The 17,260-nt window shown below is 41.3% G+C and carries 19 protein-coding genes; 15 read left to right on the top strand and 4 right to left on the bottom strand.

Going from position 1 to position 17,260, the window contains the following annotated elements; genetic code table 11:
- The first annotated feature begins 55 nt into the window (after positions 1 to 55).
- From ACP7AK_RS05230 to ACP7AK_RS05200, 7 genes are all read left to right on the top strand, one after another.
- Positions 56 to 1,069, top strand: a complete 1,014-nt coding sequence (locus ACP7AK_RS05230; RefSeq protein WP_253145546.1) for a sulfate ABC transporter substrate-binding protein — start codon at positions 56 to 58, stop codon at positions 1,067 to 1,069.
- A 32-nt stretch (positions 1,070 to 1,101) separates the two neighbouring features.
- Complete coding sequence (locus ACP7AK_RS05225; protein WP_005247530.1) at positions 1,102 to 1,707, top strand: RBBP9/YdeN family alpha/beta hydrolase; 606 nt, start codon at positions 1,102 to 1,104, stop codon at positions 1,705 to 1,707.
- 86 nt (positions 1,708 to 1,793) lie between these two features.
- On the top strand, positions 1,794 to 2,627 hold the full coding sequence (gene cysT / locus ACP7AK_RS05220; protein ID WP_004279076.1) for a sulfate ABC transporter permease subunit CysT: 834 nt from the start codon (positions 1,794 to 1,796) through the stop codon (positions 2,625 to 2,627).
- Positions 2,624 to 3,517: a sulfate ABC transporter permease subunit CysW gene (gene cysW / locus ACP7AK_RS05215; protein ID WP_004279077.1), complete on the top strand. Its 894-nt coding sequence runs from the start codon at positions 2,624 to 2,626 to the stop codon at positions 3,515 to 3,517. Before cysT ends, cysW begins: the two co-directional genes overlap by 4 nt.
- 11 nt (positions 3,518 to 3,528) lie before the next feature.
- Positions 3,529 to 4,590: a sulfate/molybdate ABC transporter ATP-binding protein gene (locus ACP7AK_RS05210; protein ID WP_004645633.1), complete on the top strand. Its 1,062-nt coding sequence runs from the start codon at positions 3,529 to 3,531 to the stop codon at positions 4,588 to 4,590.
- A 53-nt stretch (positions 4,591 to 4,643) separates the two neighbouring features.
- Positions 4,644 to 5,567: a CysB family HTH-type transcriptional regulator gene (locus ACP7AK_RS05205; RefSeq protein ID WP_253138087.1), complete on the top strand. Its 924-nt coding sequence runs from the start codon at positions 4,644 to 4,646 to the stop codon at positions 5,565 to 5,567.
- Positions 5,568 to 5,660: 93 nt separating this feature from the next.
- A complete protein-coding gene (locus ACP7AK_RS05200; RefSeq protein ID WP_425878970.1) occupies positions 5,661 to 6,890 on the top strand; it encodes an OmpP1/FadL family transporter in 1,230 nt (409 codons plus the stop codon).
- Positions 6,891 to 6,946: 56 nt separating this feature from the next.
- Here ACP7AK_RS05200 and carO read toward each other — a convergent pair whose 3' ends face one another.
- Entirely contained in the window at positions 6,947 to 7,678 is a 732-nt protein-coding gene (gene carO, locus ACP7AK_RS05195) for an ornithine uptake porin CarO (protein WP_425878916.1), read from the bottom strand.
- A 319-nt stretch (positions 7,679 to 7,997) separates the two neighbouring features.
- On the opposite strand from carO, the gene dapD reads away from it, so the two are divergent.
- From dapD to ACP7AK_RS05170, 5 genes are all read left to right on the top strand, one after another.
- The gene (gene dapD / locus ACP7AK_RS05190; protein ID WP_004645637.1) at positions 7,998 to 8,819 is read left to right on the top strand and encodes a 2,3,4,5-tetrahydropyridine-2,6-dicarboxylate N-succinyltransferase; all 822 of its coding nucleotides are present in this window, start codon (positions 7,998 to 8,000) and stop codon (positions 8,817 to 8,819) included.
- Between the two features lie 131 nt (positions 8,820 to 8,950).
- Positions 8,951 to 9,661, top strand: coding sequence for a 7-carboxy-7-deazaguanine synthase QueE (gene queE / locus ACP7AK_RS05185; protein ID WP_071850385.1), 711 nt, complete (start codon positions 8,951 to 8,953; stop codon positions 9,659 to 9,661).
- A 34-nt stretch (positions 9,662 to 9,695) separates the two neighbouring features.
- On the top strand, positions 9,696 to 10,364 hold the full coding sequence (queC, locus tag ACP7AK_RS05180; RefSeq protein ID WP_005097579.1) for a 7-cyano-7-deazaguanine synthase QueC: 669 nt from the start codon (positions 9,696 to 9,698) through the stop codon (positions 10,362 to 10,364).
- Between the two features lie 16 nt (positions 10,365 to 10,380).
- The gene (locus ACP7AK_RS05175) at positions 10,381 to 10,794 is read left to right on the top strand and encodes a hypothetical protein (RefSeq protein ID WP_004645640.1); all 414 of its coding nucleotides are present in this window, start codon (positions 10,381 to 10,383) and stop codon (positions 10,792 to 10,794) included.
- Between the two features lie 81 nt (positions 10,795 to 10,875).
- On the top strand, positions 10,876 to 11,334 hold the full coding sequence (locus ACP7AK_RS05170; RefSeq protein ID WP_425878912.1) for a peroxiredoxin: 459 nt from the start codon (positions 10,876 to 10,878) through the stop codon (positions 11,332 to 11,334).
- 87 nt (positions 11,335 to 11,421) lie between these two features.
- Here the strand turns inward: ACP7AK_RS05170 and ACP7AK_RS05165 are convergent, their stop codons facing one another.
- Entirely contained in the window at positions 11,422 to 11,985 is a 564-nt protein-coding gene (locus ACP7AK_RS05165) for a YceI family protein (protein WP_076754925.1), read from the bottom strand.
- 409 nt (positions 11,986 to 12,394) lie between these two features.
- Positions 12,395 to 13,000, bottom strand: a complete 606-nt coding sequence (locus ACP7AK_RS05160) for a LysE/ArgO family amino acid transporter (protein WP_004645643.1) — start codon at positions 12,998 to 13,000, stop codon at positions 12,395 to 12,397.
- A gap of 104 nt (positions 13,001 to 13,104) precedes the next feature.
- Between ACP7AK_RS05160 and ACP7AK_RS05155 the strand changes: the two genes are divergently transcribed.
- Positions 13,105 to 14,010 (top strand): LysR family transcriptional regulator ArgP, encoded by a 906-nt coding sequence (locus ACP7AK_RS05155; protein WP_425878909.1) that lies wholly within the window; start codon positions 13,105 to 13,107, stop codon positions 14,008 to 14,010.
- A gap of 5 nt (positions 14,011 to 14,015) precedes the next feature.
- Here the strand turns inward: ACP7AK_RS05155 and ACP7AK_RS05150 are convergent, their stop codons facing one another.
- On the bottom strand, positions 14,016 to 14,585 hold the full coding sequence (locus tag ACP7AK_RS05150) for a nicotinate-nicotinamide nucleotide adenylyltransferase (protein ID WP_425878907.1): 570 nt from the start codon (positions 14,583 to 14,585) through the stop codon (positions 14,016 to 14,018).
- Positions 14,586 to 14,688: 103 nt separating this feature from the next.
- Between ACP7AK_RS05150 and ACP7AK_RS05145 the strand changes: the two genes are divergently transcribed.
- Complete coding sequence (locus ACP7AK_RS05145) at positions 14,689 to 15,489, top strand: enoyl-CoA hydratase-related protein (protein WP_004731699.1); 801 nt, start codon at positions 14,689 to 14,691, stop codon at positions 15,487 to 15,489.
- Positions 15,490 to 15,560: 71 nt separating this feature from the next.
- Positions 15,561 to 16,355: a nitroreductase family protein gene (locus tag ACP7AK_RS05140; RefSeq protein WP_005106427.1), complete on the top strand. Its 795-nt coding sequence runs from the start codon at positions 15,561 to 15,563 to the stop codon at positions 16,353 to 16,355.
- Positions 16,356 to 17,260 lie beyond the last annotated feature (905 nt).

Below are 17,260 nucleotides of genomic sequence, written 5' to 3'. Positions count from 1 at the left end.
AAGAATAAGTTTATTCTGCGCTTATGTTACAGAACATATCAGAGATTCAGTCCAGATGAGCATTTCAAACACATTAAAACTTGGGGTTTTAGCAGCTGTTATCTCGGCAACCTCTTTCGGTGCAACAGCACGTGATTTTCTCAATGTATCCTACGATCCGACCCGTGAACTGTATGAAGATGTAAATAAGAATTTTGGCAAATACTGGGAAAGCCGTACCGGACAAAAAATCAATTTCAAGCAATCACATGGCGGTTCAGGCAAACAGGCACGTTCAGTGATTGATGGTCTGGATGCGGATGTGGTCACGCTGGCACTGGCAGCCGATATTGATGTGCTGGCAGAAAAAGCAAAACTATTACCTGCGGACTGGCAGAAGAAATTGCCGCAAAACTCGACGCCTTATACTTCAACCATCGTTTTTCTGGTACGTAAAGGCAATCCTAAAGCAATTAAAGATTGGGGTGATCTGGTCAAACCGGGTGTAGCAATCATTACCCCAAATCCAAAAACCTCAGGTGGGGCTCGCTGGAATTATCTGGCGGCTTGGGCTTGGGCCAAACATCAGGCGGGCGGTAATGATAAGACTGCGCAAGAATTTGTCCGTAAAATTTATAAAAATACCAAAGTGCTGGATTCTGGGGCACGTGGCTCAACCACGACTTTTGCTGAACGCGGCATCGGGGATGTTTTACTCGCTTGGGAAAACGAAGCACATTTGGCCCTTCGCGAACAGCCGGGAAAATTTGAAATTATTACTCCTTCTCTGTCTATTCTCGCTGAGCCACCGGTGGCGATTGTAGAAAAAAATGCCAAGAAAAAAGGCAACCAGCACTTGGCTCAAGGCTATTTGAACTTCCTGTATTCACCATTGGGTCAAGACCTGGCAGGCAAACATTATTATCGTCCACGTAGTGAAGCCGCTTTAAAAAAATATAAGCATGTGTTCAAACCACTAAAACTGGTGACGATTGATCAGGAATTTGGCGGCTGGAACAAGGTACAAAAAGCCCACTTTGAAAATGGTGGTGTATTTGACCAGATCGTTAAAGCCAACAGCGCGAAATAATTTTCCAAGCTGATTGATATAGGAGCATCGACATGATTCATACGCTTATCGTTCCTGGTGTAGGTGGCAGTGAATACAACCACTGGCAAACCTGCTTACAGCACCGGCTGATGCGATGCTCCCGTGTGCAGCAAAAGGACTGGAATCATCCGGTACTGGATATCTGGGTAGCAGAATTTGTCAAAACTCTGCAAGCCATTCCAGCAGAGGTTCAGATTGTCGCACACAGCTTTGGCTGTCTGACCAGTATTGCGGCCCTTGCCCAACATCCCGAACTCAATGCAAAAGTAAAAAATCTGCTATTGGTGGCACCAGCTAATCCGGCACGATTTGGGGAAAATGGTTTTTCGCGCGACAGTCAGACTGATTACAGCACCTATTTTCAACAGCTCAAGCTTCAGGTGCCCACCACGTTATTGATCAGTGAAAATGATCCCTGGTTAAGTTTTGAAGATGCCCACATACTGGCCCAAACCTGGAAAATCAAACCAATTAATCTGGGTGCAGTCGGTCATGTCAATGTCGCTTCTGGTTTTGGCCCTTTTCCTGAAATTGAACACTATTTGATTTCAGAAAACACTATGCCCCATATCAGCAAAGTTGATGAGAGCAAGTGTTATTTTAAATTTGCATTTTAGTCGCTGCAAATTATGCTTGTGCCCAAATTTTTTTTTTATTTTAGCTGATTGACTTCAATCAGCTTTCTCTCTTCTGAGGAGTAATCATGTCGCAGCGATCCCGAGTGCTGCCAGGATTTGGTCTTTCTCTAGGCTTTACCCTAGCGTATTTGTCATTAATCGTTTTAATCCCGCTGTCAGCTGTTTTTATTAAATCACTGGGCATTGGCTGGGATGGCTTATGGGAAATCCTGAGCTCTGAACGTATCTTGAAATCATTGCAGTTAAGTTTCACCGCGGCCATTGTCGCTGCACTGGTCAATGTAGTGTTTGGCCTGTTACTGGCGTGGTGTCTGGTACGTTACAGCTTTCCGGGCAAACGTATTGTCGATGCCCTGGTAGATTTGCCTTTTGCCTTACCCACTGCGGTTGCGGGTATTGCCCTGACCTCTTTATATGCACCGACCGGCTGGATTGGTCAATATTTAGAACCGATTGGCATTCAAGTCGCTTATACCCCGATTGGTATTACACTGGCATTGATCTTTATTGGTCTGCCTTTTGTAGTGCGTACGGTTCAGCCAGTCCTTAGCGATCTGGAAACCGAACTGGAAGAAGCTGCATCTGCATTGGGTGCCAACCGTTTTCAGATTGTGACCAAAGTGATTTTCCCAATTCTGCTGCCTGCGCTGATCACTGGCTTCGCTTTAGCCTTTGCTCGTGGTGTCGGTGAATATGGTTCAGTGATCTTTATTGCTGGTAACCAGCCTTTTGAAACGGAAATTGCACCCTTAATGATTATTTCTCGCCTAGAAGAATATGACTATGCCGGTGCAACCACGATTGCTGTCGTCATGCTACTGATTTCCTTCGTGATGCTATTCCTGATTAACTTATTACAGGCATGGGCTAGCCGTCGTACCGGGAGAACTGCGCGATGAGTTTAAATACCAACAGCAATGCGCTGGCTGAAAAGTTGCAATCCCGTGATGCAACCCGTGAGCCAACTTGGGTACGCTATACACTGCTCACTATTGCCTTAATCTTCTTTTTAAGCTGCTTGATTCTGCCCTTGATTCTGGTTTTTGTTGAAGCGTTTAAACAAGGGGTTGGCGTTTATACACAGGCACTGGTGCATCCAGATACCTTGTCGGCAGTGAAACTTACCTTGCTGACAGCTGCAATCGCGGTACCGCTCAACGTCGTATTTGGTGTTGCGGCAGCCTGGTCTGTGGCGAAGTTTAACTTTCCAGGTAAATCATTCCTGACGACCATTATTGATCTCCCCTTCTCGGTTTCACCTGTGATCGCGGGTATGATGCTGGTGCTGATTTTCGGTACCCAAGGCTGGATGGGTTCTTGGCTGATGGATCACGATATCAAGATCCTTTATGCAGTGCCTGCGATTGTCCTAGCGACTATCTTTATTACGGTACCTTTTGTTGCGCGTGAGCTAATTCCGTTAATGGAAGCACAAGGAACCGAAGAAGAAGAAGCTGCGATTGTACTCGGTGCATCTGGCTGGCAGACTTTCTGGAAAGTGACCCTGCCCAATATCAAATGGGGTCTGATCTATGGCGTGATTCTGTGTAATGCGCGGGCCATGGGTGAATTTGGTGCGGTGTCGGTGGTTTCCGGCCATATCCGTGGTGAAACCAATACCTTGCCGCTACACGTCGAAATTCTTTATAACGAATATACCTTTAGTGCTGCGTTTGCCGTGTCTTCGCTTCTGGCTCTCCTCGCAATTGTGACCCTGATTTTAAAAACATGGGTGGAACTGCGCCAGGAAAAACAAGACAAACGTAATGAAGATTCAACAGTTTCTTAAGGAATGCCCACATGAGTATTCAAGTACAAAATATTGAAAAACACTTTGGTGCATTCCACGCACTAAAAAACATTTCGCTGGATTTCCCAGATGGTCAACTGGTCGCACTTCTTGGCCCATCCGGCTGTGGTAAAACCACTTTGCTACGGATTATTGCCGGTCTGGAATCTGCGGATGGCGGTCAGGTGATTTTAGAAGGTCAGGATGCCACCAATGTACATGTGCGTGAGCGTGAAGTTGGCTTTGTATTCCAGCACTATGCCCTATTCCGCCATATGACGGTATTTGACAATATTGCCTTTGGTTTGCGTGTTCGTCCGCGTAAAACCCGTCCATCGGAAGCAGAAATCAAGAAACGTGTGACTCGTTTGCTCGACTTGGTTCAGCTTGGTTTCCTGGCTGACCGATATCCAGCTCAACTTTCTGGTGGTCAGCGCCAGCGTATTGCCTTGGCACGTGCTTTGGCAGTTGAACCGCGCGTATTGTTACTGGATGAACCTTTCGGTGCACTGGATGCCAAAGTCCGTAAGGAGCTGCGTCGCTGGTTACGCACCCTGCATGACGAATTGCATATTACTTCTATTTTCGTAACACACGATCAGGAAGAAGCGCTTGAAGTTGCAGATCAAATCGTGGTGATGAACAAGGGCAATGTTGAACAAATTGGTTCACCACGTGAAGTCTATGAAACACCGAAAACCCCATTTGTATTCGACTTCTTAGGTCAGGCGAATCGTTTTGAAGGTCAAAACAATGCAGGCATCATCCAGCTCGGTGAAGACCGTATTCAATTCGAGGGTGCAAAAAATGCCGCTCAAGGTGAAGTGATTTTATTCGCACGTCCAGATGAACTACGCATCCATGCACAGCCACACGACAATGCCATTCAGGCGACCTTCATTCGTGAATTATGGATCGCGGGTAAAGTAGTTGCTGAGCTAAATGACCGTCAAGGCAATCTGATTGAAATTTTACTGACGCCTGATGAAGCGAGAGCGCATCAATTCCGCCCAAATCAAACTGTTTGGTTAAGTGCGGTGAATTTGCATTTATTTGAAAACCAGGTCGCTTAAGATCAAAAGATGGGGCTTTAAAATGCCCCATCCTCTTCTAGGGTAAGAGAATTATGAATTTCCAACAATTAAGAATTATACGAGAAACGGTTAGACAAAACTTTAATTTAACTGAAGCTTCCGCTGCGCTTTATACTTCACAGTCTGGGGTAAGTAAGCACATTAAAGATCTGGAAGATGAACTGGGAGTACAGCTATTTATCCGTAAAGGTAAACGCCTACTGGGCTTAACCGAACCAGGTCAGGCACTTTTAGGCATTGTGGAACGCATGCTGGTCGATGCCGACAATATCAAACGTCTGGCCGATGATTTCAATAAAGTCGATGAAGGCACATTGACGATTGCCACGACGCATACCCAGGCGCGTTATGTGTTGCCACCAATTGTCAGCCAATTCAAAAAAGAATTCCCTAAAGTTCATTTGATTCTGCAACAGGCCAGCCCGGTTGAAATCACGGAAATGCTGCTGCAAGGACAAGCCGATATCGGTATTGCGACCGAAGCACTCACCACTGAAGATAATCTGGCCAGCGTGCCTTACTATAACTGGCAACACAGTATTATTACCCCGCAGAATCATCCACTGGCAAGTAAGGAACACGTGCTCATCGAAGATCTGGCGCACTACCCGATTATTACCTATCACGGTGGTCTTACCGGTCGCTCCAAGATTGATACCGCCTTTGAAGAAGCTGGTTTTGATGTGGATATTGTGATGTCCGCACTTGATGCCGATGTCATCAAGACCTATGTAGAAATGAATATGGGTGTCGGCATTGTCAACGATGTGGCCTATGACCCGGAGCGTGATTACCGCTTAAAGCAGATTAAAACCGATATTTTCGGCATAAATACCACTTGGATTGCAGTGCGTAAAGGTCATTTACTGCGAGGTTATGGCTACGAGTTTATTTCACTCTGTTCCCCAGACGCAGATATTAAGGCACTGAAAAAAGTGGCTTATCCAGACGAATAAAGTGCACTATTTTAAGTTTTTAATCAAAGAGGCTACATGGCCTCTTTTTTATTTTTTGAGTGGATAAAGAATATAAATATCAAGCATAATCACGTGCATAATAAATTGAATTATACCAAGATGATCAATAATAAATTTGCTCTTTTCTCCATGGGCTTGTTTTTCTCCGGGTCAGGTTATGCAGCAGCGTTTGAACAATCTAACCAAAGCATCCAATCGTTTTTTGAAAAAAATCATTATGCTGAAGTTTCATTGGCCTGGGTTCGCCCTGATATCAGTGGTCAGGTACAACATACCGAAGAGCTGCAACAATTAGGCATCACCGATTTTTCTACAGGAAATCTTACCCATAACCAATGGGTTTCCAATGCCGCATTAAAATTCCAGTTGAATCCTCAAGTGTCGTGGGGACTGATTTACGATCAGCCTTATTCTATAGATATCGCTTATCATTATGATCCTGTTTTTGCAGGTGCAGCGCTTCCAATTGAGGCTGCTACTATTCAGTTTGAGAGCCATAATTTGACCTCATTAATTGGCTTTCAACCAAACGATAACTGGAATTTTTATACAGGGCTAAGTTATCAAAGCTTAGAGGGAAATTTATATTTATCCGGGCAGACATTTTATATATTCAATGGTTATCGAGCCACATTTGAACGAGATCCCGCTTGGGGCTGGCTTGCAGGAATCAGTTATCAGATTCCTGAATATTTTTTTAGAACCGCACTGACCTATCGTTCTGCAATTACTCATCACAATAAAACCACTGAATCCATTATTGTAGGTACAAATCCAGCACCTTATACAGAAATTCAAACTCCACAGTCTGTGAACTTGGATTTTCAGACAGCTTTAACTGATCAAAATGCGCTCTATGGCACGCTGCGTTGGTCAAACTGGCAAAATTTCGTGATCCAGCCGCCTAAATTTGGCGCTGTAATTGACTATGCGGCCTTACAGTTCCCTGAAGTAAAATCTTTTAGAATGATTGATTATCGTAAGGATCAATGGTCTGGAAAAATCGGACTTGCTCATCAATGGCCAACTTTTGGCATAAATTCGATCGAACTTTTATGGGATTCTGGTACAGGAAATCCGGCTTCAACCCTGAATCCGAGTGATGGCTATTGGGGCATTGGACTAGGTCATCTTTATAAAATTCAAGAAACCTGGGATATTGCTACAGGACTATATTATTTAAAGTTTCAACAACCTGAAATTTCCTCATCCGAATCTATTACGCCACAGATTGCAGGCTTATCCGCAGTTTCTGATAACAGTGTCTGGATCCTAGGCTTGAAACTGGGTTATCACTTTTAAAATTGTTCTAAAAATATAAAAAACGGGCCGAAGCCCGTTTTTTATAAGACTAAAACTTAGAAGCGGAAGCTTACACCCAGTTTCGCTACTGGTAGCCACTTATATTCGTTGTCATTACGAATATCGTCTTCTTCCAGCTGAACTTGTTGGTTAAAGTCAGCAATGACTCCAGGATTTGTAGGAGTAGCAACTCCACTTGAAGTTAAGTTAACTGTTGGATTTCCATTGTAGTAAGCACCAATTTCACCAAACACACCCCAACGATTAGTAATTGCTGGAGAGAAACCAATACCTAGGTATGGTGCAATATTATTTTTATAAGATAGGTCACCACTAATACGTGCATCTCCATTTGCTCGGAATTCAACATCATTTACGGAGAAGGTTTCACCAGAACGAACTCGACGATCGATATCATATTGATTATCTACATAAGCTACACCAGCTGCCATATAGAACCAGTTTGCCCAAGGACGAATTTCAGCATTCAAGTAAGTCAGGTTATTGTCCATATCCAAGTCATAATCAGAACCATTGATTGATAAATCATCAGACCAGGAAATGTCTCCACCGTTATAACCTAGAGTGACACCTACATATGGGTTAGCACTCCAGGAAATTGCACCACCATAACCGGTAGTACCGACTTCAGCACGAACAGAAGCTGGTTTAAAGAAAGAGAATTCAGCAACGCCTTCATCTGTTACGATTGTTTCATCAGCAGCCATGACAGATCCAGCTGTGGCAGCTAGAACGGATACTGCTAAAAGTTGATATAAAGCTTTCATTATTTCTCTCCTCAAAAGAACTTATTTTGATCATTAGTTATTCGTGATAGGCTCAATATAAAGGACTTAAAAAATATTTTTTATTCGCATTTTGCTCATCTTTTGTTATTTTTTGATACAAATTAATTTTTCTTGTTGAGAACCAAGTGTTTTCTAACACTTCTCCTACATTTCAACATAATGAAAAAGTATACTTATCACTTTAATAATTTCACGCTTTCTACACTTTTGGTTATTTTTCATCTATTTTTAGTGCTTTCAACTATTTTTCCTGCAATATAGTGTAAAATCTAGAAAATTTTTTTCTGGAAGGAAGATCATGTCGCAGCTTTCAACAATCATTGAACAAGCGTTTGAAGACCGTGCGAATTTTACAGCTGCAGATTGCTCTGCTGAAATTCGTCAAGCAGTAGAGGAAGTAATTGCTGGTCTAGACAATGGTACTTTACGTGTTGCTGAAAAAATCGATGGTGAATGGGTTGTTCATCAATGGATTAAAAAAGCGGTATTGTTATCATTTAAATTAAACGACAACAAACCAATGGAAGCTTGTGATCTTCGTTTCTATGACAAAGTAGAGACTAAATTCTCAGGTTGGACTGAAGAACAATTCAAGGCTGCTGGCGTACGTGTTGTACCGCCTGCTGTTGCACGTAAAGGTTCTTTCCAGGCTAAAGGCGTGATCTTGATGCCTTCTTATGTCAACATTGGTGCTTATGTAGATGAAGGCACGATGGTTGATACCTGGGCAACTGTAGGTTCATGTGCACAAATCGGTAAAAATGTTCACTTGTCAGGTGGTGTAGGTATTGGTGGTGTGCTTGAACCGCTTCAAGCGAATCCAACCATTATTGAAGATAACTGCTTTATCGGTGCACGTTCTGAAATCGTTGAAGGCGTAATCGTTGAAGAAGGTTCTGTGATTTCAATGGGCGTATTCATTGGTCAATCAACCAAGATTTATGACCGTGCCACTGGCGAAATCCATTATGGTCGCGTACCAGCAGGTTCTGTCGTTGTTGCAGGTAGCCTTCCATCTAAATGTGGTACTTACAGCTTATATGCTGCCATTATCGTAAAAAAAGTTGATGCACAAACTCGTTCTAAAACAAGTCTGAACGATCTATTACGCGAAGACTAAGATGTCTTAACTTAGAGGACACATTCGTGTTCCTTGGAGCTTCAATCGCTCCTCGTCTCTACGATTAGTAATAATCGTAGGGATTTTTATTTTTATACCCGGTTATTTATTTTTCATTGGTTAGTTTTGTTATGAATACGCTTCGATCTTCCGCAATTCCTGTCTCTGATCCGTCTGCGGGTTTACGCATTACGGAGATTTTCTATTCATTGCAAGGTGAAGCCAATGCCGCAGGACTGCCAACAGTATTTATCCGTTTAACCGGTTGCCCATTGCGTTGTAGCTATTGTGATACCACCTATTCCTTTGAAGGTGGTGAGCGTCAGTCTCTAGACGATATTATCCAGACTACGCTTGATTTTAAAACGCCTTACGTCTGTGTGACCGGTGGTGAACCTCTGGCACAGCCCAATGCCCTGCCCCTGATGCAGCGACTGGCAGATTTAGGATGTCAGGTTTCACTTGAAACCAGTGGGGCTCTAGATGTGTCCAAAGTGGATTCACGTGTTTCCAAAGTCCTCGATTTAAAAACACCAACTTCAGGTGAAGTTGCACGGAATTTGCTTTCTAATCTCGATCATTTAACTGCACATGATCAAATCAAGTTTGTGATATGCAATCGTGAAGATTATGAATGGTCAAAGCAGCAGTTAGAACTGTACCAACTTCAAGACAAAGTGAGTACAGTTTGGTTTTCGCCTGCATTTGCGGTCGAAAAAGGTGCAGTTCAGTTACCACCACTGGCACGTGATTTGGCTCAGTGGATTTTAGAAGACCATCTCCCTGTTCGTTTCCAGTTACAGCTACACAAGTTGTTATGGAATGATGAAACTGGTCGTTAATTTTTTGTAAAGTATTTTTTTGGAGAATCAGCTTATGCGCCCTCGTGCCATTGTCCTGTTATCTGGCGGATTAGACTCAACAACATGTCTGGCTTGGGCACAGGCACGCTATGAATGTATCGCACTCAGTTTTCGATATGGTCAGCGTTCAACGACCGAGCTGGATGCAGCAAAAGCTTTAACGCAACGTGCGGGTGTGGAACATAGAGTGATCAATATTGATCTGGGTAATCTGGGTGGCTCAGCCCTTACCGATCATAGTATTGAGGTGCCCGACCATGAACAGGCTGGCATTCCGATTACCTATGTTCCGGCACGTAATACTATCTTCTTGTCTTACGCCTTAGCAGCAGCTGAAGTGTTCGAAGCTGAAGCGATTGTGATCGGAATTAATGCGGTTGATTACTCCGGTTATCCGGATTGCCGTCCGGAATTTATTGACGCATTTGCCAACATGGCACGCCTTGCGACTAAGGTTGGCGTAGAGGGTCAGGCGCTCAAATTTGAAACACCTTTGTTACATTTATCCAAAGCAAATATCATTCGCTTAGGTATTGAACATGGCGTAGACTACAGTCAAACGGTGTCATGCTATCAAGCAGATGACCAAGGACGTGCCTGTGGCAAATGCGACAGTTGTCGTTTACGTAAACAGGGTTTTGCGGACGCAGGTGTTGAAGACCCGACACGTTATATACCGTAATAACAAGGTAGAGTTTATGAAGAATTTAAAATCAAGCATCGTGCTTTCAGCAATTGTTTCAGCTGCTGCTATGTTCGCAACTACAGCTCAAGCGGCTGATGACAAATTACAACAAGCTTATAAAAGCACCAATGTAAAATCTGCATTGATCAATGTTTGTAAAAATGAAACTGGCAAAAGCAAAAAATTGACATCTGCTGAAGTCAGCAAATATTGTGGTTGTGCTATTGAAGCAGATGGCAAATTAACCAATGCACAAAAATGGGAAATTCAAAGCACTATTAACCAGAAGAAAAGCCCAGGCACTTTAGCTTTTGTACAGAAGCAGAATAAAGATCTTCAAGCATGCTTTGGTCCACAGTTAACAGGCAAACTGAAAACTTTGACTGAAGAAGCAATGAAATCAGCTCAAGCGGCACCAAAGAAATAAGATCTGATTATTCTTTGATAAAATAAGCCACTATAATGTGGCTTATTTTTTTGAAAAAATTTAAAGAAAACAGGAGTTTTTATGTCTGAAATTAGTTTGCTTGACCAGAATTTTCCTGCGACGACAGGCGAAATCAATTTAACCCAGTTAAATACAGAATGGCTGGTGATTTATTTTTATCCTAAAGATTCTACGCCGGGCTGCACCACTCAGGCAGTTGGCTTTTCCTGTTTAAAAGATCAGTTCGATGCTTTGAACACCACAATTCTTGGCGTATCCCGTGATTCGGTAAAAGCCCATCAGAACTTTACTGAAAAGCAGAATTTGAGTATCAATCTGATCAGCGATAAAGAAGAAATTTTGTGTCATCATTTTGATGTGATTAAAGAAAAGAACATGTATGGCAAACAAGTGATGGGCATTGAGCGTTCAACTTTTATTTTCCATAAAGGCCAACTGGTCAAAGAATACCGTAAGGTCAAAGCAGCAGGTCATGCAGAACAAGTTTTGGAAGATTTAAAAGCTTTGCAAGCTGCTTAATTGTATGCTTGTGTATGAATAGAAGCTCGAAACATTCGGGCTTTTTTTTACGATAACATTTGTATAATCAAGTATTTTATATTTCCCCTAGTTCATTTCACACTGTCCTGATAGATGAAGATTCACTTTATCTCCTACCCCGGCAATTCCTTTTTTCATACCAAAATCCCTACGGTTAATCACGGCAGATGCCTGAACATCAAGCAGCTTGGCATTCGACATACTGGGTTTAAAGGTTGTTTCGAAAATCACTGGCTTGGTCACACCACGCAGGGTTAAATGACCTAAAACATTGTATTTGCCATTGCCTAGATCTTTAAACTGGATACTTTTAAAAATTACAGTCTTATATTTTTCTACATAAAACAGGTCTTCGCCCAAAATCATATGTTTAAATAGCGGCTTACTAAAGCTTAAACTTTCTACATCCATGACCAAATGGGTTGAGGCATTTTGCGGTGCTTTAGCATCAAACTGCATCGTAGATTGAACCTGATTGAACTTGGCTTTAACTACAGTAAGACCCATCGACTTAATCTCAAAACCGACATCACTTTTGGGAGTTAAGGTCCATGATCTTGCAAAAGACTGACTAGTCAAAGCTAAACAGATCGCTAGGCTAAGGAGCCCAGTTTTTATTATTGTTTTCAATTTTAAATCCACCTTGTTTAATTTCTTATTGATCGGATTTAAGTACACGGCTTAATCTGAAACTAAATTTTCTTGTTTTTTGAACGAACAGGTTTTCGTTCTTTTTATACCAGTTTATTGAAGTTTTTGTAAAATCATTCATGACTAACGGACAAAATACTTGCTTTGATTTTTCTCTAATAAGTGGCCCTGCTAGCCTAGCAGGAGACTGTTTTCATCTTATAAAATTCTGATTTTATAAATTTTTATATAAGACAGATCGTTGATTTTAAGCTCAATTTATATTGGAAATATCCATGTGCTCGTAGTAATGAAAAGAGTTGTTTTCTGCGCTGCCTATTCTTGATCACTATCTAAAATGACACGTTTAGACAACTCTTAACCGATCTATCCACTTCCGTAGCCTAAATCAAATACTGAGTATTAATGACACCGCGACGCCCCACATGGTACATGCAATAATAGCATCCAGTATTTTCCATGCTTTTGGATGTTGAAACCAAGGCGTCAGTATTTTTGCTCCATATCCCAAACTAAAGAAAAAAAACCAGGAAGCACAGACAGCACCTAAAGCAAACCACCATTTTCCTAAGGCGTATTGGGTTGAAATTGATCCAATCAATATGACTGTGTCTAAGTAAACATGCGGATTCAGCCAGGTAAAAGCCAGGCAGATCATCAGTACTTGTAGAAAATGCTCTGTGAGCTGACCACTTGGTGCCAAGACCTCGGTTGATTTAAATGCGCTGATCGCATGGCGTAAACCATAATAAAATAGGAATCCTGCGCCAATATATTTAGAAAATATAACAATATCCGGATAATGTTCAATGACGCGCGCAAAGCCCAGTACGCCAAGCAGAATTAAAATGGAATCAGATAAGGCACAAATCACACAGACCCAAAACACATGCTGCTGTTTTAAACCTTGTTTTAATACAAAAGCATTCTGTGCACCGATACTGACAATCAGGCTCATTCCCACAGCAAAACCACTCATCATATAACTGAACATCACATTCCCCCTTTTTCGAATAAATGAATTATTGAACAAAATGAGTGCGATTAATTAAAACTAAGTTAATATCAATTTAACTAAATTATTTTTAGATAATAGAAATGCTGAATGCGAAACAATGTGATGCTTTTTATGCAGTTGCAAAAACGGGAAGTTTCGATCTGGCTGCCGAGCAGCTAAATATTACTGCTTCGGCAGTGACCCTTCGTGTTCAAAGTCTGGAAAAAAAATTGGGACAATTGCTTCTGGTCAGAGATCGGCCTTGCCGCGTGACCCAATCCGGGCAAACTTTATTGCATTATTTACAGCATCAACGTTTGCTAGAACAGAATTTGATGCAAGATTTGGGTGGACAGCTGCAACATGAAGGTTTCTATTGTCTGAATATTGCCACCAATGCTGATTCACTCGCGACCTGGCTATTACCCACCTTACAAGCCCAGCTGATCCAGCATAAAATTGTGCTGCATTTTCAGGTAGATGATCAATCTCAAACTCATCATCTGTTAGAAGCAGGTCTCGTCAATGCCTGTTTGAGTACTGAAGCCAAGGCAATGAAAGGTTGCCGGGCCGAATTGATCGGACAGATGCAGTATCGTCTGGTTGCCACCCCTAAGTTTTCCCGAAACTGGTTTCATCAAGGCGTACATCGGGATGCGCTACGCCTTGCCCCTGCCATTATTTTTAATGAAAAAGACCAACTCCATACCCAATTTATTCAGCACGAATTTGGCCTGAACCTTGCTCAATATCCTCACTTTTTTATTCCATCGACCCACGCATTTTTTGATGCGATTGTCATGGGTCTAGGCTATGGCTGGCTGCCGGACTATCAAACCAGGGATTTGCTGGAGTCAGGTCGACTGCTTGAACTTTCAAGTGAGATGCGAATTGAAGTACCCTTGTATTGGCATCACTGGAAAGAACAGTCTCCTGCTCTAGAAATCCTTGGGGAATGTTTGAAACAGCATGCTCAAACGACCATGAATCACCCCATAACAACCTGATACTTTTAAAGCAGATTGGTTTTATCATTCTGGGCAAATTTTTCACTGAGTTGCTGATAGGTCGTGGTTTTTTGGAAATTCTCTAGAAAATCAATCGTGCCTTGTGGAAATTTATCTCGTTGAATTTCGCCACGATAATAAGCTTCACGCATCGGCGTAGCGGATAAGGCATCTTCCAGGCTGTCAAGTTCGACCATTTCCCATTCTGGGAAAAACTTTAAATAATAAGAAGAATCATCTTTAAAATGCCCAATTAGTCCGATTTTGGCATCCGGTTCAATAACCTGATTCACCAGCGATTTCACCAGTTTTTGCCATTTTTCATCATTATAAACATCTATGACTTCTACAAATTTGATCCGAGCTCGATCTTCAGGACTGAAATTTGACAGGATCATGGCTTCACGCTCCGAAGCCAAAAATGGATTCTTGATATTGCGTTCATTTTGTGCAGAACCAAGCGCTAAAATCACATTCTGACTGTGCTGCAGGGCAATGTTAATCGTTTGCATGTGTGCCAGATGAAAAGGCTGAAAGCGGCCAATGAAAACCAGATAATCAAATGTATAGTTCATAAGGGATCAGTTTTTTATGACTCATGAGTTGTGCTGTCCCAATAAATATGCGACATAATCATTCCCATAAAATCAAATTAAGTTTTAAAGCAAGGATAGTACGATGACACTGAGCTGTATTCAACAACCTCATGAGCATTTGAATGCGAATTTAGAACATGGTGTACTCACTTTAGCCATCAATCGCCCGGAAGCGAAAAATGCGTTATATAGCGAGCTTTATTTATGGATTGCGAAAGCCTTAGATGAAGCAGATCAGGCGCCTGAAGTTCGTGTAGTTGTATTGCGTGGTCAGGATGCAGACTTTAGTGCGGGCAATGATATGCAGGATTTTATGAAATCTGCTGCGAAGAAAGGTCAAGCACCCGCTGCTGAAGGCCCGCCGTTTGTTTTACTGAAATCTGCCGCAAAATTTTCCAAGCCTTTGATTGCTGCGGTGCGTGGTGTTGCGATCGGCATTGGCGTGACGATCTTACTGCATTGTGATCTGGTCTATAGTGACAATACTGCCCTGTTCCAGATTCCATTCGTCAGTCTGGGTTTATCGCCTGAAGGCGCTTCAAGTAAGCTGTTGATTCAGCAAGCGGGTTATCATAAAGCAGCTGAATTATTGCTGACTGCGCAAAAATTCAATAGCGAAAAAGCACTCGATGCAGGTCTGGTGAATAGCATTGAAGAAGATGTTTACACTAAAGCAGCAGCACAAGCTGCCCAGCTCTCTGCCCTGCCATTGGCATCACTGGTGCAATCCAAAGCCTTGATGAAACACAATGTGAATGAAATTGTAGAATGGATTGACCATGAAGCAGAAATTTTCATGCAGCGTGTCGGCTCGCCAGAAATGCTGGAAGCGGTTCAAGCCTTTATGCAAAAACGGAAACCTGATTTCACACAATTCAACTAATTTTCAAACTTATGAGTTCAATGAGGTGGTTTAGACTGCCTCAATCTTTTATTTTTCCAAGAATCTGAAGTATGCCAAATCAAGACTCCCAAACCTCTTCCCAAACAACAGATAGTTCAAATCCAGAAAAGAAACGTTATTACGAACCTGCACCTCAAGATATAGATGTCGATAATTTTCGTAAGGTGATTGAAAGCCGACGTTCGGTGCGTAAATTTACCAAAAAGCCAATTCCCGTTGAAGTTCTGGATGCCTGTCTGGATTTGTCGTTGTTGGCACCGAATTCGTCGAACTTACAGCCTTGGACTTTTTATGTGGTACAAAATCCGGGCAAGAAAAAGCGTTTGGTAAAAGCCTGTATGAGTCAACTGGCAGCCAAAACAGCTTCTGAGCTAATTGTCTGTATCGCACGTACCGACCGTATCGATGAAATGGCGAAACGTAATGTGAATGAATTTCCATTTCCTGAAGCACCGCCTGCAATTAAGAAATACTATAAATATATTCCTTACAACTATAAGACTGGTTATCTGAATGCTTTTGGTAACTTTAAGAAAGTGGCTTTCAAAGTTGCCCGTACATTGGATAAACAAATGCCAGTGTCTGCTTTCAGCCCGGCTGATGCGAAACTGTGGGCGACCAAAACAACGGCACTTGCTTGTGAAAATCTGGTCTTAGCTTTACGTGCTTATGGTTTTGATAGCTGTATGATGGAAGGTTTTGATGAGCCGATGGTTCGTGAAATTCTGAAATTAAATGATGAACAGTATCCGGTCATGGTAATTGGTGCAGGTGAACGTGCCGAAGATGGAGTATTCTTCCCTCAGTACCGTTTTGATCGTGAGCTGTTTATTCAGAAGATTTAAGCTTCTCATCTTAGAAATTAAATAGCTTAAATCTGGTAGATATCTTGTGACATGGATGTCACATCATTCACTTTTTATTCGCTAAAAACTATATAAGATAAATCTTAAGGGAAATTTCATATTTTTTATTAACGCCCTTTCATAAGTTGTTTTTTACTAAGTTACAAATTTTAGATGCCAGAAATTAAATCTTAAATCGGGTCTTTTCCCATTATTCTGCTCGTGCTCAGTAAATATTTTGAAAGCTTTCACACTACCAAATACATGCACAATTCCGATTCTTCTTCCATTAATTTTTTGATTATAAGTTTTGAGTTCAAGATCCAATTTAGTGATTTCTCTAGTTAAATTTCTTTTTAATCGAGAATTAAGCTGAACTAAAAAGTTTAAAAAAATTTTACACAATCACACAAAATGTCTATTGCGGAATCTAAAAGATAGTTTATTTTTCTTCTATTTTTCATGAAGATAATTTTTATACTTTTAAAGTATAAAAAAATTAAAATATTAAATATCAATATAAAACAATATCTTAATATGCTTTAAAAAGACTTACAAAACTATCTTAAGCTTAATGAATTAAAGTTAAGGCAAAAAGAAAGATGAATTTTCCGAAATAAAAAAATGCTAACCGGAACAAATATTTAAGTATTTCTTAATTGAAAATGGTATTTTTTGTGATGGATCATTTAATCATTAAGATGATTTAATCAGTTCGCATAATAACAATAGATAAATAAAAAAAAATGTGACTGAAATTTTGGCTCTCTAGTTCTTTTATAAAAAGAGGCTCGAAGAAGCAAAAAAGAATTAGAGGGTTCGTCTTAAAAAGAAGTTAAATAGGAGGTGAAGACGTACTGAAGATAAGATTCATAACCTTATAATAGGATAGTAAATATTTTGAA

The organism is Acinetobacter sp. TWP2-2-3 (assembly GCF_049896445.1).
Lineage (GTDB): Bacteria > Pseudomonadota > Gammaproteobacteria > Pseudomonadales > Moraxellaceae > Acinetobacter.
This window is presented reverse-complemented; position numbering and strand designations above follow the sequence as displayed.